The organism is Nocardia concava NBRC 100430 (assembly GCF_000308815.1).
In the GTDB taxonomy this organism is placed as follows: Bacteria; Actinomycetota; Actinomycetes; order Mycobacteriales; family Mycobacteriaceae; genus Nocardia; species Nocardia concava.
Genome location: NZ_BAFX01000182.1, coordinates 1 through 17,777 on the forward strand (window position 1 = coordinate 1; position 17,777 = coordinate 17,777).

21 protein-coding genes are annotated in these 17,777 nt (G+C 66.4%); 11 read left to right on the top strand and 10 right to left on the bottom strand.

What is annotated here, in order from left to right:
* Positions 1-259: 259 nt before the first annotated feature.
* On the top strand, positions 260-655 hold the full coding sequence (locus ON43_RS36020; protein ID WP_040814910.1) for a hypothetical protein: 396 nt from the start codon (positions 260-262) through the stop codon (positions 653-655).
* A 52-nt stretch (positions 656-707) separates the two neighbouring features.
* Here the strand turns inward: ON43_RS36020 and ON43_RS43010 are convergent, their stop codons facing one another.
* Positions 708-1,277, bottom strand: a complete 570-nt coding sequence (locus ON43_RS43010) for a TIGR03086 family metal-binding protein (RefSeq protein WP_051179694.1) — start codon at positions 1,275-1,277, stop codon at positions 708-710.
* Between the two features lie 409 nt (positions 1,278-1,686).
* Between ON43_RS43010 and ON43_RS36030 the strand changes: the two genes are divergently transcribed.
* Entirely contained in the window at positions 1,687-2,256 is a 570-nt protein-coding gene (locus ON43_RS36030) for a DUF6630 family protein (protein WP_040814912.1), read from the top strand.
* A gap of 245 nt (positions 2,257-2,501) precedes the next feature.
* The gene (locus ON43_RS36035; protein ID WP_040814936.1) at positions 2,502-3,122 is read left to right on the top strand and encodes a gamma carbonic anhydrase family protein; all 621 of its coding nucleotides are present in this window, start codon (positions 2,502-2,504) and stop codon (positions 3,120-3,122) included.
* On the opposite strand, the gene ON43_RS36040 is transcribed toward ON43_RS36035, so the two are convergent.
* Both ON43_RS36040 and ON43_RS36045 read right to left on the bottom strand, forming a co-directional pair.
* The gene (locus ON43_RS36040; protein ID WP_040814938.1) at positions 3,119-4,048 is read right to left on the bottom strand and encodes a carbon-nitrogen hydrolase family protein; all 930 of its coding nucleotides are present in this window, start codon (positions 4,046-4,048) and stop codon (positions 3,119-3,121) included. The genes ON43_RS36035 and ON43_RS36040 overlap by 4 nt on opposite strands.
* A 251-nt stretch (positions 4,049-4,299) precedes the next feature.
* A complete protein-coding gene (locus tag ON43_RS36045) occupies positions 4,300-4,734 on the bottom strand; it encodes a hypothetical protein (protein WP_040814914.1) in 435 nt (144 codons plus the stop codon).
* A 265-nt stretch (positions 4,735-4,999) separates the two neighbouring features.
* Here ON43_RS36045 and ON43_RS36050 point away from each other — a divergent pair, with 265 nt between their 5' ends.
* Positions 5,000-5,962, top strand: a complete 963-nt coding sequence (locus tag ON43_RS36050) for a DUF389 domain-containing protein (protein WP_040814916.1) — start codon at positions 5,000-5,002, stop codon at positions 5,960-5,962.
* A 72-nt stretch (positions 5,963-6,034) separates the two neighbouring features.
* Here the strand turns inward: ON43_RS36050 and ON43_RS36055 are convergent, their stop codons facing one another.
* Together ON43_RS36055 and ON43_RS43015 are read right to left on the bottom strand one after the other, a co-directional pair.
* The gene (locus tag ON43_RS36055; protein ID WP_083914048.1) at positions 6,035-7,195 is read right to left on the bottom strand and encodes an IS110 family RNA-guided transposase; all 1,161 of its coding nucleotides are present in this window, start codon (positions 7,193-7,195) and stop codon (positions 6,035-6,037) included.
* Between the two features lie 352 nt (positions 7,196-7,547).
* Positions 7,548-7,997, bottom strand: coding sequence for an ester cyclase (locus ON43_RS43015; protein ID WP_157514308.1), 450 nt, complete (start codon positions 7,995-7,997; stop codon positions 7,548-7,550).
* 207 nt (positions 7,998-8,204) lie between these two features.
* Here ON43_RS43015 and ON43_RS36065 point away from each other — a divergent pair, with 207 nt between their 5' ends.
* On the top strand, positions 8,205-8,840 hold the full coding sequence (locus ON43_RS36065) for a GNAT family N-acetyltransferase (protein WP_063712693.1): 636 nt from the start codon (positions 8,205-8,207) through the stop codon (positions 8,838-8,840).
* On the opposite strand, the gene ON43_RS36070 is transcribed toward ON43_RS36065, so the two are convergent.
* On the bottom strand, positions 8,804-9,427 hold the full coding sequence (locus ON43_RS36070; protein WP_040814919.1) for a TetR family transcriptional regulator: 624 nt from the start codon (positions 9,425-9,427) through the stop codon (positions 8,804-8,806). The genes ON43_RS36065 and ON43_RS36070 overlap by 37 nt on opposite strands.
* A gap of 97 nt (positions 9,428-9,524) precedes the next feature.
* On the opposite strand from ON43_RS36070, the gene ON43_RS36075 reads away from it, so the two are divergent.
* Positions 9,525-10,307: an SDR family NAD(P)-dependent oxidoreductase gene (locus tag ON43_RS36075; protein WP_040814921.1), complete on the top strand. Its 783-nt coding sequence runs from the start codon at positions 9,525-9,527 to the stop codon at positions 10,305-10,307.
* 100 nt (positions 10,308-10,407) lie between these two features.
* Here ON43_RS36075 and ON43_RS36080 read toward each other — a convergent pair whose 3' ends face one another.
* Positions 10,408-10,893 carry a helix-turn-helix domain-containing protein gene (locus tag ON43_RS36080; protein WP_157514309.1) on the bottom strand — a complete coding sequence of 162 codons (486 nt, stop codon included), beginning with the start codon at positions 10,891-10,893 and terminating at the stop codon, positions 10,408-10,410.
* A 128-nt stretch (positions 10,894-11,021) separates the two neighbouring features.
* Positions 11,022-11,660, bottom strand: coding sequence for a nicotinamide riboside transporter PnuC (pnuC, locus tag ON43_RS36085; protein WP_083914044.1), 639 nt, complete (start codon positions 11,658-11,660; stop codon positions 11,022-11,024).
* 128 nt (positions 11,661-11,788) lie between these two features.
* Here pnuC and ON43_RS45195 point away from each other — a divergent pair, with 128 nt between their 5' ends.
* Both ON43_RS45195 and ON43_RS36095 read left to right on the top strand, forming a co-directional pair.
* Positions 11,789-12,007 (top strand): hypothetical protein, encoded by a 219-nt coding sequence (locus ON43_RS45195; protein ID WP_083914046.1) that lies wholly within the window; start codon positions 11,789-11,791, stop codon positions 12,005-12,007.
* Between the two features lie 90 nt (positions 12,008-12,097).
* Positions 12,098-12,976, top strand: coding sequence for an SAM-dependent methyltransferase (locus ON43_RS36095; protein WP_040814945.1), 879 nt, complete (start codon positions 12,098-12,100; stop codon positions 12,974-12,976).
* A 7-nt stretch (positions 12,977-12,983) separates the two neighbouring features.
* Here ON43_RS36095 and ON43_RS36100 read toward each other — a convergent pair whose 3' ends face one another.
* Positions 12,984-14,312, bottom strand: coding sequence for an aminotransferase-like domain-containing protein (locus ON43_RS36100; protein ID WP_040814928.1), 1,329 nt, complete (start codon positions 14,310-14,312; stop codon positions 12,984-12,986).
* 160 nt (positions 14,313-14,472) lie between these two features.
* Here ON43_RS36100 and ON43_RS36105 point away from each other — a divergent pair, with 160 nt between their 5' ends.
* Complete coding sequence (locus ON43_RS36105) at positions 14,473-14,883, top strand: PaaI family thioesterase (protein ID WP_040814948.1); 411 nt, start codon at positions 14,473-14,475, stop codon at positions 14,881-14,883.
* A gap of 7 nt (positions 14,884-14,890) precedes the next feature.
* Here ON43_RS36105 and ON43_RS36110 read toward each other — a convergent pair whose 3' ends face one another.
* Entirely contained in the window at positions 14,891-15,892 is a 1,002-nt protein-coding gene (locus ON43_RS36110; protein ID WP_040814930.1) for an NADP-dependent oxidoreductase, read from the bottom strand.
* A 215-nt stretch (positions 15,893-16,107) separates the two neighbouring features.
* Between ON43_RS36110 and ON43_RS36115 the strand changes: the two genes are divergently transcribed.
* On the top strand, positions 16,108-17,631 hold the full coding sequence (locus ON43_RS36115) for a long-chain-fatty-acid--CoA ligase (RefSeq protein ID WP_040814932.1): 1,524 nt from the start codon (positions 16,108-16,110) through the stop codon (positions 17,629-17,631).
* On the top strand, positions 17,628-17,777 hold a 150-nt coding region (locus tag ON43_RS46520; RefSeq protein ID WP_505779694.1), incomplete at its 3' end, for a phosphotriesterase family protein. The genes ON43_RS36115 and ON43_RS46520, both read left to right, overlap by 4 nt.

Consider the following 17,777-nt stretch of genomic DNA (forward strand, 5'->3'; position numbering starts at 1 on the left):
GGACGTAGGTCAACATCGACAGATGGCGGGGCGCGAGGTCGAACGATTGCAGGGCCGCCGGGACCGGCAGGCGTTTCGCGCGTCCGATCAGCCGTGGCATGAGCAGCACCATGGCGCGCACGCTGTCGTCCAGGGACAGGCCGGGATCCGTTGACATACCTTTCTCTCCAAAATACCTTTGTAAACAAAGCAATCTTGTCGTACCGGACCTCCATCGTTGCACGCGATCACGCGGAGGCCGTGTTCCAGAGGAGAGGCAATGCCGGAATCAGCTACGCGCCCCAGGGCTCTGACCATCGGCCTGCATCCGCGAGCCATGGATTACAGCCGCTCCCCCGATCTCGACGAGGTGCGGTTGACCGCCAGAGTCGACGCCGCGAACGATGCCCTCCGGAATTCCGAATTCGATGTGACCCCACTGCTTGTCGGCACGTCACCCGATGACGCAGAGTCCGAACTGCGAACCCTGTTCGCCCACCAGCGGTTCGACGTCGTCATGATCGGCGGTGCGATACGAGCCTTCCCCGACCAGACTTTGTTGTTCGAGCGCATCATCAATGTCCTCACCGAGATAGCGCCGGGAATTCGATTCTGTTTCAACACTTCCCCCGAAACCACCCTCGATGCCCTCCGCCGGGTCTCCGCACCCATCTGAACCCGCGATAGGCACCCGCAGTTCGAACGAGAGTGGTTGATACCCAGGAGATTTAGACGTCTTCTGATTGACCGGACCAAGAGGGTGAGCGGCCGAAAGCGGCCACGAGTTGGTCTTCCGGAGTGGACTCGACAGGGACTGACACCGGCTTGGCGTACCCCTTGAGACCTCGCAGTGGCCCGTCCTCGGGGACTGCCGCAGCGATCGGGAGAGCGACGGCCACGAGGTCGGCGGGCAGCTCCGGGGCGATCCCCAACGCCTTGGTCAGATCCCAGCGGTGCACCAACATGTCGGCGAAGTGGAGCCGCAGCAATAGCCCGACCGGAGAAGCCGAATCGAACTTCGGTATGTAGACCAGCTGCCCCTCGGAACACCCTTTGAATGCCTCGCACCATCGAGAAACCGCTTGCGCAAAGCCATTTCGCGGATCCGAATCCAACGTCGCGGTCGCACCCAGCAGCCCCGCGCTGATGGCTTCGTGCTCGGAATTCATGTGCACCAACAGATCTCGAACATTCCATCCCGCACAGGGCGTCGGCCGGTCGAGGTCGGCATCAGTCAATGTCTCGACGAGTGAGAGCAGTTCATTCAGTGCGCGGCAGTCCAGCTCATATACATCCACACTCCGAGATTAACCGCACGATCGTTCGTGCGTCTATCTTTTGGAGCGATCGCCTGACCTCATAGGCGCGCCCACAGCCGCTTCGAGTACTCGCGGGCTTCCCCTCGATACCTCCTAAACCGAGGGCCATCCGAACAGACCCCCGCCATCGAGTGCACGCACATGCCGATGAGCGGGCTCCAGGGATCGTCGAGCGGCTGGGTAGGGAGTCCTGTCGTAGCTGCTGATCGAACCGGTCCGTCGATGAGTCCCGCTCTGCCACGACGATCGTCTCGCTGAGGGCGGTGGTGGCCATTGTCCATACGTCGCGGGCCCACGACGTGATCCAGACCTGCCCGATCGTATGCGAAAGCGGCTCGAGCAACCCGAGATTGCGTAGCTGTCGAATGCTCGTTCGTATGCTGGCGGTGTGAGCGACTTGGCATACTTTCTGGCGGCGTCTGAACAGGGGTTCCCGCTCGATGGGGATGAGGTGGTGGATTCCTTGATCCGGGAGGGGATTCTCTTGCCGGTCGACTGGTCCGGTGAGGAACGGACCGGGCAGATAGCGCAATTCGTGGCCGGTCGGGTGACGGCCTTCGGTGCGGACCACGCGGTTGTCGCTGCCGTCGAGTCCGCGGCCGAGCAAGCGGCCGGGGGCGACCTCGAGCGTGGTGAACACGTGAGGACGATGCTGCGCGCGGTGGATGAAGCCCTGGCGAGTGCGGGGTTGGCGCTCGGCGAGCTCCGTTCCGGCGACGATGCCTATCGTATCGGCGTCATGCGTCGCACGACGGCCTCGACTCTGGCGTGGGGTGTGAATCGGCCTTCTCCCGAGTTGCTCTACGTCATCGACTGTCCGTGCGGTGGCATGAATGTGTGGCAGTTCCCCGCGACGGAAGCGAAACCTGCGGAGGGCGAATGCGACTCGTGCGGGCGGAACTTGTTCGATTCCGCCGGTACCCCGATCGCGCCTATGGTCGTGGAGCCCGTCCGCTGAGGCAGTTCAGCGGACGGGAACGTGAGTAGGACGGAACTCGCGCGGTATCCAGCTGCAGTGCCCGCAGCTTGGATTGCGGAGTGCCCGCGTGCCGAGTTCATCCACTGGCCGAGCCGGTTCGATGTCGGTCGAACGCACCGTCATGCCGAGGAGCGGTAGTTCCGAGGCATTGATTCTCTGACGCCCTGCGGCTTTGTGAGAGGCTCCGAAAGCGACCGGGGCCGCCCGGGGGAAGTGGAGTGGGTATGCCCAGCTATGAGATCGATGGAGTTATACCGGTTGTGGCCGCCGATGCGTTCGTGCACCCGTCAGCGGTGCTGATCGGAGATGTCGTAGTCGAAAGTGGCTGCTACATCGGCCCGGTGGCCAGCATTCGAGGCGACTTCGGTCCGATCGTCATCGGTGCAGGGTCCAATGTTCAGGATGGCTGCGTGTTGCATTCGTTTCCAGGACGAGAGTTGTTGTTGGAGAGGGAATCCCACATCGGACATGGCGCGGTACTTCACGGTTGCGTCATCGAGTCGGGAGCGATGGTAGGGATGAACGCGATCGTGATGGATGGCGCACGGGTGGGTGCACGCGCGCTCGTGGGAGCCGGAAGCATGGTTCGTGCGGACACGACAATCCCCGCCGAGCATCTCGCGGTCGGCAACCCGGTCACCGAGACCCGGCTGTTGGATGAGCAGACACTTCGGTGGAAAGCCAATGGCGTGAAGGTCTATCAGGAATTGGCCAAGAGGTCGTTGGCTTCCATACGGGAGACCGCACCGCTGGCCGAGATTCCGATCAACCGCCCGCGGCTCAGCACCGGCCGCGACGTATCGACACCCTTGCACGAATTGCGCCGCGGTAGTGGCAATAGCTAGTCGTCGAGAAAGGTTGCAGGAGACCGGCGGCGGCGGTCTACCGCGACCGAGAAGACGTCGGGGCGAGAGTAGTGCCCGGCCGGATCGAAGTTCTGTCGTTCCTGGGCTACTCGCGTGGGATCGATATCCGCGATAACGAGGCGTTCCGCACCGATCACCGGCTCGACCAGCCAGTCCCCGTCGGGTCCGGCGATCGCGGAGCCGCCGTCGTAGCCGGCCGGTTTGCCTTGTGAGATCAGCATGTCTCGCAGTGGGAAGTCCTCGGGCACATCGCTGTAGTCGAGCACGGCTCCAACGGCCAGGGAATAGACCCGGCCTTCCATCGCGACGAATCGGGTGATATCTCGGGTGTTCCGGACCGATCCGGGCCAGGTCGAGATATGAAGGGTTTCCCCGTCGGCATACAGGGCGTGGCGGGCTTGGGGCATCCAGTTCTCCCAGCACGACAAGCCGCCCACCCGGAATCCGGCCACCTCGTGAGTGCGCAGGCCGTGACCGTCGCCGATTCCCCAGACCATCCGTTCCTCGTGGGTGGGCATCAGTTTGCGGTGCGCACCCACTACGCCGTGGACCGGGTCGATCGCCACCAACGTGCAGTACACAGTCCCGCGGACGCGTTCGCTGATCCCGAGGTAGCAGAAGACCCCCAGATCCGCGACGGCCTCACGCACAGTGGCCAGGTGCGGGCCATCGAGGGTAACTGCGGCGTCGAGATAGTAGGCGTAGGCGGCCTTCTGGGACGGGTTGTTGAAACGGGCTCCGCCGGTGCGAGCCAGCCAGATCGGGTAACCCGACAGGAACGTCTCCGGAAACGCCAGCAGGTCCACGTCGGCCTCGGCCGCCCGGGTCAACCAGTCGACCACCGTCTTCGTTCCCGCCGTAGGGTCCAGCCATGCCGGCCGAGCCTGCGCCGCCGCGATCCTCATCCACCGATCGTAAACGTTGTACGACTGGCGAATTCGGCCGAACATCGACCCAGGACCGATCCGCCAGCCCACGACATGACCAAGCCATGGTCCACAGTAGTGACCTGCAATGCCGCGACCCGCGCGATCCGCAGCGGCCAGCGGAACCAACTGAAGATCAACGGCCCCGGGGCATCTCGGGGCCGTCGTCGTGTCCACATATTCCGAGACGACCCGTGGGACTCGTGCTGAGAATATCGACAAGCCTGGGCTCAAAGGCCATCTGCGCTGGTCGACCGAATCCTGACAACAGCACCGGCCGCGCGAAGCGGGCGTGCGAGGGACTCCACCTCCACCAGAGTCCCTCGAAGCCCAATGCGCAGAAGGTCATCGGCCATGGCCCGCGCTTGCGGCAGCGACAGCGACCGAACCTGGCGCAGCGCGCGCATCACCGCGGCTGGTGTGGCGCTCCCGCCCACGAGGTCGAGCACGGTGGGGCCGTTAGCCGCCAGAATCGCCGCGCGAATACTCGCTGGCGGCGGCCCGAAATCACACTCGTACCACTCACTCCCGCAGCTTGGGCAGGCTCCGTGAAGGTCCCACTCATGCCTCCCGCCCGTGAGAACCTCGGCCACGGTGGCATCGGCCGGCACTCCACAGTTGATGCAGTTTTTCAGGTAGGGAGCAGACTCGGCCACGGTGTCCATGTGCCGAACCTAGGTCGGGAACCGATCAGACGCCAACCATCCGGAAATGCCGCGAGCCGCGCGGTTCGAAGCGGCCAACCGGTCGGCCCTGAAGATCGCTGGGGCTGACCGCCCGAACCCGCACCGATTTTCGCGTGATCGGCCGTTGCCGCCGCGTGGTGTAGGCGTGGTATCCGGCAATGCCGCCAGTATGGTTGCTGGCGATGAGCTGACTGTTAGTGCTGTTCGCAACTCAGCTCGTCCTCGGGCTGAAGGAGGCAAATCGGTGCTGCATCTGCGCGTCATTTCTCCGAAGGAGCGCAGCGGTGAGGTGCTCGACATCTTGGATGCCGAGCCCGGCGCTGTCGGCGTGACGCTCAGCCGCGGTGACGCGGTGGACCCGCCCGGTGATGTGATCGAAGCGGACCTGGCGCGTGCCTGCGTGAACAGCGTGCTGGCCGCGTTGACAGCCTTGGACGTCGTTCGGGCGGGCAGTATCTCGTTCGCGCCGACGGGTACCCTGCTGTCACAGGCAGGGGATCGGGCCGACGACGCTGTCGGGCGGCGAGCGGATCGAACGGTGGTGTGGGAACAGCTACTTGGCCAGGCGCGTGAATGGGCCCGGTACACGCCCACTTTCCTGGCGTTTCTGGTGATCGCGATCCTGTTGTCGGCGGTCGGGGTGACGACGGCCTCGCCGATGACACTGGTCGGTGCCATGGTCGTCGGTCCCGAATTCCGGCCGCTGGCAGCGCTTTCGGTGGGCTTGGTACGCCGCGACAGCCGAATCGTGCGGGCTTCGATACGCACCCTGGCCATTTCGTTTCCGGCGGCCATGCTGATCACCGTATTGGCCACGATGGTGTGGGTTCGTCTCGGGTGGATCGGTGTGGGTGATGTGGAGAATGCCCGCGCTTTCGATTTCATCTATCACGTGGGGCCGTTCTCGCTGGTCGTCGCGCTGCTCGCCGGAGTAGCGGGAATGCTGGCGGTGGTGAATTCCAGCTCGGCCGTCCTGGTGGGTGTGTTCATCTCGGTGACCACCGTCCCCGCCGCCGGCTTGGCGGCAGTCGCGGCGTACGCGGGCAAATGGCATGCCGCGCTGAGCTCTCTCGCTCAGCTCGGTGTCAACCTGATCGGGATCGTGCTCGCCGGTGTCGCTGTACTGCTCCTGCTCCAGCGCGACGATCGCCGCAGCGGCAGGGCCACCGTCGCAGCTCCACCCGCTCACGGCGGCGACAACCCGTAACGGCCAGCAATGCTCGGTGAGCTGAATCGATGCGTGGGTCGCTCGAGTGAGCTGTAATGGCTCCCCTTTAGGTCAAGTGCGGAGTGGGGTTCGGGGGTTAGCCTGTGTGTTGGGTCCGGGTTGTGGCTTGTCCGAAGGACCGGGTGCGGGTTGAAGCTCGGTCGCGCTGGAGGCAGTAGTCGTTCCCGATTGCCCTCCCGGGCCCGCCCATTCGCGGCGTCGCTGGTCGGCGAGCATCCGGGCGTAGACGACGTTCGATAACCGGCGTTTGAGCGCTCGGAGCGCTTCCATCGAGGTCTTGCCGCCCGCCTTGCGGGCGTCGTAGTAGATGCGACCGGCGGTGCGGTGACGTAGTTGAACGACGGCCATGATGTGCAGCACTCGATTGATCTTGCGGTTGCCGGCGCGAGAAAGCCGATGCCGTTGCTGCTGGCCGGAGGACGCATCCAAGGGCGCGGTGCCGTTCCAGGAAGCGAACCGATCCCGATTGCGAAAGCGGCGGATATCACCCGTATCGGCCAAAAGCCTTGCCGCGCTGGAAGGTCCGATGCCATGCAACTGCATCAAGGTGGAACCGCGGGCAGTGACCAGTTGACGGAGTTCCTTGTCCGCGGTCTTGATTCTGCGGTCGATGGTTTCGAGGTCCTCGATCTGCTCGGTGACCAGTCGCAGCTGAACGGCGGTAGCCGCGTCCGTGGGGCGCAGAGACGCGATCAGTTCTCGCGCCTGCGGAGCCGACAGAAATTGCTTGGCGCCGCCCGGAATCAGTTCGAGCAGCAGCCGGTGGATGCGGTTGAGGGCGTCGGTGCGGGCGTGGCCGAGTCCGTCGCGGCGGTCGGCGAGCATGCCCAGCGCCAGCAATTCCGGGTCGGCGGTGACGCGGCGCAGATTCGGGGCGTGCAGGGCAGCCAATGCCACCGAGTGGGCGTCGACCGGGTCGGTTTTGCGGCCGTTGCCGGTGGAGAACACCCGCACTTGCGCGGAGAGTTTCGAGGGGACGTCGATGACGGTTTCCCCGTCGTGGACCAAGCGGTGGGCCAAGTGGCGGCCCACACCGTTGCAGCCTTCGACCGCCCAGATTCGTGTGTCGAATTTCCTTCCGGCAGTCAGCATTTCCGCGTATCCAGCAGTGTCGGTACTGTAGCGGCCAGTCTCGAGCACACGTCCGGTGGAGTCGATGACTTCGATCGTGGCCGAGCGTTTGTGCGGATCCATCCCGATGATGACGCCCATCATCCCTCCCAGGTCGGCAGTTGGTGTCCGTGAGGGAGGGCACCGCTAGTTCGAGCTGGGGGCAGACCCCTTTCGAGCCACTCCCTGCACGGCACCCGATGGGAGGCAAGCCAATTAGAGAGCCACACCCATGACAACGGTGGGCAGCCGCATTGAGAGAGCACCCCACCGGGCACCTGGACCTGATCCTGGCCGGGATCCGATCCTGACACCAGTCTCTAACTAGCCGCATAGCGTGCCGACCAGCGCTGTGCGTCGGACGATCGACTGGCCGTGTTGATCTGATGCCTGAACGTACCGATCTGACTGCCCCACACCGACTTTTGCGGGTGATGGTTGCACCCGCACCGGATCACACCTGGATGCCGATTTGGTGCAGCAGGGTGATGTCGTCGAAAACCGCTCGGGCGCCGGCGATCTTGCCGTCGCGCATGGTGTACATACCGAGCTGCGTGTATTCGACCGGGCGGCCGGTGGCGGGGATGCCGCGCAGCATGCCGGAGTGGGTGCCCCGGATGGTGATTCGAACCCATACCTGGTCGCCTTCGGCGACGATCTGCTCGGGCGTGAAGGTGGCGTCGGGTAGTGCTTCGAAATAGGCCAGCAGGAAGGTTTTGTAGTCCTCGACGCCGAATGTCGGGTTGCCGGTGCGTTCGGCAAATGTCGGGAAGACGCAATCGGGGGTGAAGCAATCCCAGATCGCTTGCAGGTCACGGGTATCGACGTCACCAACCTTCAGGAAGTGGCGGATCGCGTCCTTGTTGACGGCTTCGTGCGTCTGGATCGACATCGGGATCTCCAATACTATCGCTGATACCGTTTCAGTGAGACTGAGCCTACGGTCTCACTGAGACGATATCAAGGATATGTTGGATCTTCCACGTCCGTCTTTTGGTTCCTGCCACTACCGTTGGGTCGTCGAGGTCCGGCCCCGACATGAGCGGCGCTGAGGACTCGCTGAAAGCCTTTGATGCCCAGGGTATTTGCGTTGCTTCGAGTCAGGAATCAGATGCTTACCATCGCCCGCGCTGCCAGTTCGGATACGGATGAGATCATCGCCCTGCGGCACGCTGCGGAGGACTGGCTCGCTGCACGGGGCATCACGCAATGGACTCCCCGGGAGATTCCCGGATCGATCATTCACCGGCAAGTCGAGGCCGGTGAGTTCTACGTAGCCCGCCACGGTGATCAGCCGACTGTCATTGGCGCGTGCCGACTGACCTGGAGCGATCCGGATATCTGGGCCGACCGTGATCGTTTCGCCGGATACCTGCACACGTTGATCATCGCTCGTGACCACGCTGGAGTCGGCCTCGGCCGCTCGCTGTTGGAGTGGGCCGCGGTCACCGCCCGACAGGCCGGCGCAGACCTGCTGCGATTGGACTGCGTCGAATCCAACCCGGCACTATGCGACTACTACCTGCGCGCCGGCTTCAGTCGAGTCGGTCGCCGCGACCTCGGGTCCGGCCTGAACAGCGTGACGCTCTTCGAACGCCCGCTCGTCGACCGAAGATTCGCCAACTCAGAACCTGCCAGCGGTCAATCAGACGACCAACGGGCGCCGAGCATCTCAGCGCGGCCTGAACCTGATGGCCTGTTGCCGAGCACCTACAGCAGGGTGTGGGTGGTGAGGCGGGATAGGTAGGTGTCGACTACGTCGGCGGGGGAGGTTGGGGAGTTGGAGGCGGCCCAGTGTTCGGTGGCCAGGCGGACGGCGGTGTTGGCCATGGCGGCGGCCAGGGCTACGTCGAGGTCGTCGGTGGGGCGGGAGGTGCGGGTTGCGATGAGGGGGATGAGTTGGGCTTCGCAATCTTGTTGGACGCGTAGCCAGGTGGCGCGGAGGGCGGGGAGTTCGGTGGCGGCGCGGAGCAGGGGGCGGAGGCTGGATTCGGTGAGGCCTTCGGCTGCCGAGGTGCGGGTGGTGGCGATGCGGTAGGAGCGGGATAACGCCTCACGCAGGGGAAGTTCCGGTGGGCAGGCGGCTAGTTCGTCGACCCAGGCTTGGGTGCCGATGGCCAGGAGGGGGGCCAGGACGTCTTCCTTGGCGGAGAAGTAGCGGTAGAAGGTGCGTAGGCCCATGCCGGCGGCGGCCGCGATGTCCTCGACGGTGGTTGCGGGGTAACCGTTTTCGATGAAGAGGTGGGCGGCGGCCAGCGCTACCTCGCGGCGGGTGGCCGCGCGGCGGGCCTCGCTGAGGGCGGGGCGGCCGACTCGGGTTCGGGCGCTGGTCATGCAGGCACTCTAGCGGGGGCGAAAACTATTTATGGCGCGGAGTGCCATTTACGGCATATCGTGTCAGTAAGTAGTTCCATTGATCAGGAAGAGATCCATGAACCGTCTCGAGCAGCGCCGCATCCTGGTAACCGGAGCCGGGTCCGGCATCGGCCAAGCCACCGTGCTCCGACTCCTGTCCGAAGGCGCGGTCGTCGCGGGCGCCGATATCAATGCCGAGGGTCTGGCGTTGACGCGCAAGCAGGCCGCCGAGGCGGGCGCCGACGCGCGGCTGACCACCGTCGAGATGAATATCGGAGTGGAAGCGGAGGTCGTCGCGGGCGTGCGCGAGGCGCTCGAGGCGCTCGGCGGGCTGGACGCGGTGGTCAACGCGGCGGGCATGCTGCGCGCGGCGCACACCCACGAGACCTCCCTGGAGCTGTGGAACCAGATCATCAACGTCAACCTGACCGGAACGTTCCTGGTGACCCGCGAGGCGCTGCCCGCGCTGCTCGAGAATCCGCGCAGCACGGTCGTGAACTTCAGCTCCACCTCGGCCAACTTCGCGCACCCCTACATGGCCGCGTATTCCGCGAGCAAGGGCGGTATTCAGACGCTGACCCATGTGCTGGCGCTGGAATACGGCAAGCGGGGACTGCGCGCGGTGAGCGTCGCGCCGGGCGGCATCAAGTCCGGCATCACCGATGCGACGCCGGGTTACCTGCCGCAGGATGCGGACTGGTCGCTGTTCGGACGGCTGATCGCCGTACTGCCGCAGGACAATCCGGAGGAGCTGGCGGGGCCCGAGAACGTGGCCGGTGTCATCGCCATGCTCGTTTCCGATGACGGCCGGTTCATCAGCGGCACCGAGATCCGCATCGACGGCGCGGCGCACACCTAAACACCGCGCACACCTGAACACAGCGCACGCCTGGACACAGCAAGGCCCCGATCGGCGATCCGATCGGGGCCTTCGCAATGCGGCTTGTTTCCGCGTGCCGCTACTTCCCGGCGCCCACCAGATCGGCGCCGCGCAGGATGGCATCGGCGGTGCCCGACGGCCATTCCAGTGCCGCGTCGAGCTTGACCAGCAGGTCCTCGGCGGGCGACTCGATCAGCGACCGCTCGATCTGGCTGATCGCACCGGCGGACGGCCCGCCCTTCTTGGCCACATCGGCCTGCGTCCAACCGTTTTCGCGGCGGCGCGCCTTGACGCGGTCCGCGAGCGCCTTGATATCGGGCTGCCCGGCCGACGCCTTCGGCGCGGCCTGCTCCGCGGCCTTGCTCGCCACGACCTTGTCGGCTGTGCCCTTGCTCGCCACTGCCTTCCCGGCGGCGGCCGCCTTCGACGCCTCGGCTTTCGGCTTCGCCTGCGCCGCAACCGGTTCCGACTGCGGCTTCGTGCCGGACTCCGGCTGCTTCTTACCGGAAGTGATCACGCCCTGGGTGATGAGCCGTGACCGCTTCCGCCTACCCATTTTCGCCATATACCGCTCCTCGATCCGCAATCCCAACCTTCGCTGAAGCATCGGCAAGGTTGCCACAAGTTGGCGGGAATCCTCCGTCACTCCGGCGCGTCGGCGCGCCACACCGCGAAATCCCTGGAATACGGCGTCTATACGACCGAATTCGATTCCAGCCCTGCCGTAGCCCGACGGTCACGGTATTCGCGCCGCCACCGCAGGAAGCCGACGGTCACCAGAACGAAGAAGATGCCGTACACCGCACCCGAGGCATACAGCCCCGACTTCAGGGCCAGCGGCACGCCGACCAGATCCACCAGCATCCAGATGATCCAGAAGTCGGTGAGCGCCCGGCTCTGCGCGAAGGTGGCGATCGCACTGCCGACGAAGACATAGGCGTTGGCCCACGGGGACCAGGCGATGTGCAGCCACGGCAGGTGCGCGAAGGCCTCGGCCACCAGGGCGGTGCCGATCGCCAGCACCGCCAGCAGGATCAGCCGTTCTCGCCGCGTCGCGGGGCGCACCATCAGCGCCTGATGGTCGCGCGTCCCGCGACTCCACGCCAGCCACCCGTACCCGGCCAACCCGATGAACAGCAGTTGCTTGAGCGCATTGCCCGGCACATGCGCATGAACGGACGCCGCCAGCAGCAACACCGCCCCTGCCAACTGGACGGGCCAGGTCCACATGGTTTTTCGCATGGCCAGCCACACCACCGCCAGCGACAGCACGTTGCCGATGGCGTCGGTCCAGAGAATGTGCTCTCCGAGCAGGTCGAAAGCCGCGTTCACGGAACAACCGTGCCACAACCCGCCCGGCGCGGCGCACCCCTGTCCCGCTCCCCCGCCCCGCTCGATCCCGTTAGTGCCGCCGCTGTCGGGGTAAGTCGCGGTCAGAGAACGAAAATTGGAGGGTCTGGATGAAACACGCAGCGCTGGTCACCGCCTCCGTGCCGCCGGTGGAACCGCCGGAGCCACACCCGCCGACCCGGCCGTCGGAACCCGTTCCGACGCCGCAGCCGCCCTCGCCGTTCCCGTCGCCGGCGCCGCCGGTGCCCGAACCGCCGGAGCCGTTCCCGTACCCCACGCCGCCGGAACCGATTCCGAAACCCGATCCGCAGTGGCGGCCGATGGCGTGAATTCCCACGCGGCACCGGATTCATGGAGGATTTTCGCGGGCGGAGCGCGAGGGCATGACGGTCCCCGAAGCCGTCGGTACGTTGGCGATCATGCGTACCGACAATGATTCCTGGGATATCAAGACCGGTGTCGGCTCGACCGCCCTGTTCGTGGCGGCGGCCCGGGCACTGGGCGGACGCGCAGTCGACGCGCCCGCACGGGATCCGTTCGCCGAGCTCTTCGTGCGGGCGGCGGGCCCGGAATGGGTCGATCTGCTCGAGGGCCGCGCGCCCGGACACCCGCTGCTGACACCCGATTTCGGGGTGCAGTTCCAGCAGCATCAGATCGCGCGGACCCGGTACTTCGACGACTTCATGGCCGCGGCCGCGGCGGCGGGCATCCGGCAGATAGTCATTCTGGCCGCCGGGCTCGACGCCCGCGCCTACCGGCTGGCGTGGCCGGACGGCACCGCCGTCTACGAGCTGGACCGGCAGCAGGTGCTGGAGTTCAAGCGCGAGACCCTCGCCGCGGCCGGGCACAAACCGGTCGCCGATCGGCACGAGGTTGCGGTGGATCTGCGCGAGGACTGGCCGAAGGTGTTGCGCGACAGCGGATTCGATCCGGAGGCGCCGACCGCGTGGCTGGTCGAGGGTCTGCTGATCTACCTGACCCCGGCCGCGCAGGATCAGCTCTTCGACGCCATCGCCGGGCTCAGCGCGCCCGGCAGCCGGGTCGCCATCGAGCAGATGGATCTGCTGCCCGCCGAGGCGGTCGCGGCCATGTCGGGCGGCGGCGATTCCGGATCGGACTGGGTGCGCATGATCTACAACGAACCGCGCACCGAATCCACCGACTGGTTCGCCGCACGCGGGTGGACCGGCGAGCGGATCTACCTCACCGACTACATCGAGAGCCTCGGGCTCACCCCGGCGGGCGAAGGGCCGCAACAACAGTCACTGATCAACCTGGTCACCATCGTCCGCCCCTGAGCCGGGTTCACAGCGGCACGCTGTCGAGGGCCGCGCGCATTTCGGCGAGCACCGTCGGAAGTTCTTCGGGCTCGGTCGATCCCAGGGCGATGCGCAGCCCGTGCGGGACGTGCGCGGTGGTGGCGAAAACCTCGGCGGTGCACACCCGGATGCCGCGCCGGGACAGCTCGGCGGCGATCCGGTCCATGCGCTGACCCGGGTCGATGGGCAGCCACGCGAAGAACGAGCGCGGATGGGCGATCGGACGCAGATCGCCCAGTTCGCGGTGCAGCACCCGCTGATGTTCCGCGGCCGCACGGCGACTCGCCTCCTCGAGGGCGTCGACGGTGCCGTCGGCGAGCCACCGCACGGCCAACGCGGTGGTCAGGCCGGGCGGGCTGGCCATGGTCGCGCGCAGGGTGTGGGCCATCGCCGCGGCGGCCGGCGGTGGTACGACCAGCATCCCGAATCGCAGTCCGGCCGCGACGCTCTTCGACAGGCTCGACACGTGGAAGGTGCGCTCGGGTGCGAGGGCGGCCAGCGGGGCGGGCGCGGGATCGGCGAGGAAGGCGTAGGCGGCGTCCTCGATCAGCAGCAGATCATGTTGGCGTGCAAGGGAAACGAGTTCCCGCCGTCGGTCCTCGCCGAGCACCCAGCCGAGCGGGTTGTGGACGATCGGCATCGTATAGATCGCGCGCACAGGCCTTTTCGCGCACACGCGGGCGAGGGCGTCCAGAGACGGGCCGTCCCCGTCGGCGGGAATCGGCGCGAGGGTCAGGCCGTGTACCTGCGCGAGCTGTTTGAATCCGGGGTAGGTCAGCTCGTCCACGGCGATCACATCACCGGGTGAGAACATCGCGCGCGCTATCAGATCCAGCCCGTGCTGCGCACCCGAGGTCACCACGACCCGCTCCGCCTCGACCGCGATCCCCCGCCGTCCGAGGAATCCGGCCACCACCGCCCGATCATGGGGCCGCCCACCTGCCGGTTGCTGCCGCAGCAACGCACCCAGATCCCCTGTCCCCGCCAGCTCCCGCAGCGCGCCCCGCAGCAGTTCTTCCCGCCGCGGCGACATCGGTTGCGTGAACGCCAGATCCGCCCACACGGTATCCATCCCGGACCCGTACTCCGCCGACGCCAGCCGCACCGACCGATCCCGTACGAAGCTCCCCCGCCCAGGCTCGCCGACGATCAAGCCGGTGCGTTTGAGCTCCGCGAATACCCGGGTCGCGGTGGCGACGGCGATCCCGTGCTCGGCGGCCAGTTGCCGATGTGTCGGCAGCCGCTCCCCCGGCGCCCAGCGGCCGCCCCGGATCTGCTCGGACAGCTCCGCCGCGACATCGGTATATGTGCGCATCCGCCGACTGTACCTAGGACAATTTCTTGATCGTCCTGACCCGGCGGCCATACCGTCGCCTATCGTGACGATCTCGAGCACCGAAGTGACGACCTCGACCACCGAGGTCCCGGTCCTGGACTACCTGCGCGCCCAGCTGGCGGGCACCGCGACCGACGGCCTGACCTGCCAGTTCCGGTATCCCACAGCGATTTCCCGCACCCTGGGCATCCGCCTGGTCGAAATCGACGCGGGCCGCGCCACCGTCGAGATCGACACCGACCCGGACCGGCACGGCAACCAGCAGGGCACCGTCCACGGCGGCCTGCTCACCGAACTCGCCGACGCCGCCATCGGCACCGCCCACTCCACGATCGTGGGTCCCGGCGAATCCTTCACCAGCATCGACCTGCGCGCGGTCTTCCTACGCCCGGTCTGGCGCGACACCCTGCGCGCGTCCGCCTATCCGACGCATTCCGGCCGCACGATCACCCACTATCAGTGCGACATCACCCGCGCCGACGGCAAACCGGTCGCCACGGTCACCAGCATCGTCACGACGCTGCGCGGCGACCGCTCGAACGGCCGCTGACCCCGGCTTACAGCGCGAGCACCAGCTTTCCCGTATTCCCGCCGCTGAACAGCAGATTCAGCGTCTCCCCGAAGCTCGCCACCCCGCCCTCGACGACATGCTCTCGACTCTTCAGCTTGCCCTCGGCGATCCACTGCGCGATCTCCGCCGCCGCCTCGCCGTACCGATCCGCGTAGTCGAAGACGACGAATCCGGTCATGGAGGCCCGGAACACCAGCAGCGACATATACCGTGACGGCCCGGGCCGCAGCTGCTCGTCGTTGTAGGCGGAGATCGCCCCGCACAGCACGATCCGCGCCCCGCGCCGCAGATTGGCCAGCGCGGCATCGAGAATCTCGCCGCCGACATTGTCGAAGTAGACGTCGATCCCCTGCGGTGCGAGTTCGCGCAGCCGCTTCAGCACGTTCTCGCCGCGATAGTCGATGGCCGCGTCGAACCCGAATTCCTCGGTGAGCATCCGGCACTTCTCGGCGCCGCCCGCGATTCCGATGACGGTGGCGCCCTTGATCTTCGCGATCTGCCCGACGACACTGCCGACCGCTCCGGCCGCCGCCGACACGACCACGGTGTCACCGGCCTGCAGCTTCCCGACATCGAGCAGCCCGAAATACGCGGTCATGCCGGGAATTCCGAGCGCGCCCAGCCAGGTCGGCCCGGGCGCGGCCGCGAGATCGACCTTCTGCACGCCGCGGCCGTCGCTGATCGCGTATTCGGTGACGCCGAAGGTCCCGCTGACCGCGTCGCCGACCGCGAAATCGGGATGGGTGGATTCCACGACGGTGGCGATGTCCAGCGACCGCATGACCTCGTCGATTCCCACCGGCGGCAGGTAGGAGCGCACATCGTTGAGCCATCCGCGCATGGCCGGATCCAAGGAGATGAACGAGACCCGCACCAGAATCTGTCCCGCCTCGAGCGCGGGCAGTTCCTCGGTGACCAGATTCCAGGTGCTCGCGTCGGGCAGTCCGATCGGACGCCGAGCCAGGCGGACCTGCTGGGTTTTCGTCATTCGGTTCACTCCTCGGGGTAGCGCCCTGCCGTGCAAGGGGATAGCTCTGCGCCGGGCAGGCGCCACTGTACTTGAATCCGAATTCAACTTCTATACATGCGCCGTGGGTTGACCCGTTGGCGCCGAACGCCATTGAAGTCGATGTCGGATTCAGCTATGGTCGCGAAAAGAAGTGACCCCGGTCACATTATCGCTGCTACCTCTCGGGATGTCCCATGACCAATGTCGCCGACCGCATCTGGCAGCACGCGTCCGAACGCCCCGACGCCCCCGCTTTGCGCCACGGGGCCGTCACCCTCTCCTACGCCGAGCTGGCCCGCCGCAGTGCGGCATTCGCCGGCAGCCTCGCCGATTCCGGTGTCGCCGTGGGAGATCGCGTGCTGCTGGTGGCGCCCACCGTGCCCGAGTTCGTCATCGCGTACCTGGGCGCGCATCTCGTCGGGGCCGTGGCCATTCCGGTCAACACCATGGCCACCGCACCGGAAATCGGATATGTGGTCGACGATTCCGGCGCCCGCCACGCCATCGCCTGGCACGCGGCGAGCACCGCGGCCGAGCAGGCCGCCACCGAACGCGGAATCCCGCTGCTGATCCTCGAACCCGGTGCGCACGCGACACCCACCGAGCCGGTGACCGTGCCCGCCGACCGCGCACCGGACGATCTCGCGATCCTGCTGTACACCTCCGGCACCACCGGCCGGCCCAAGGGCGTCGAGCTCACCGTCGCGAATCTGATCGAGACCGCACGCATTTTCATCGATCAGCTGCGCCTCACCCCCGAGGAACGCTTCGGCACCGGGCTGCCGCTGTTCCATGTCTACGGCCAGGCCGTCTGCCTCATCACCACCCTGCACGCGGGCGCGTCGTTCTCCATGGTGTCCCCGTTCGTGCCCGGCGCGATGATCGAGACCATCCGCGATCACCGGCTCACCGTGGTGGCGGGCGTGCCGACCATGTGGAATGCCATGCTGCACAGCGCCGGTGACTTCGGCCCGGAGGATTTCGCGAGCCTGCGGCTGGCCTGTTCGGGCGGCGCGTCGCTGCCCGCGGAGGTGATCCGCGCGTTCTCGCAGCGGTTCGGCTGCACCATTCTCGAGGGTTACGGGCTCACCGAATCCAGCGGGGCCGCGACCTACAATCCGGTCGATCGCGAGCAGCGGGTCGGATCGGTCGGCACCGCGCTGCCCGGCACCGAGATCGAGGTGCGCGGACCCGACGGCGAGGTGCTGCCCGCCGACACCGTGGGCGAGCTGTTCATGCGCGGGCCCAGCGTCATGCGCGGCTATTGGCATCGCCCCGACGCCACCGCCGCCGACCTGTCCGGCGGCTGGCTGCGGACCGGCGACCTGGGCCGGATCGACGCCGACGGCTACGTCTATATCGTCGACCGCGCAAAGGATCTCATCATCCGCGGCGGCTACAACGTCTATCCGCGCGAGGTCGAGGAGGTGCTCTACGAGCATCCCGGCATCGTCGAAGTGGCGGTGATCGGCCTGCCCGACGACCACTACGGTGAGGAGGTGGGTGCGGCTGTCGTCGCCGCGCCCGGCGTCGAACTCGATCCCGTCGAGCTGCGCACCTGGGCCAAGGAACGGCTCTCGGCCTACAAGGTGCCACATCGCTTCGCCTTCACCGACGCCCTCCCCAAGGGCGCGACCGGCAAGATTCTCAAGCGCGCTATCGATCCGAACCTGTTCTCCGACAAGGCATCCCTGTACACAGACGAGGCAATCCGATGAGCGCCGTACCCACCGTGACCGGAACCGTCGACGCGAGCGAACTAGGCCGCGTCCTGGTGCACGAGCATGTCTTCGTGCTCGGCGAGGAGTACCGGCAGAACTACCTCGACTGGGACGAGCAGGCCCGCATCGACGACGCGGTCAAG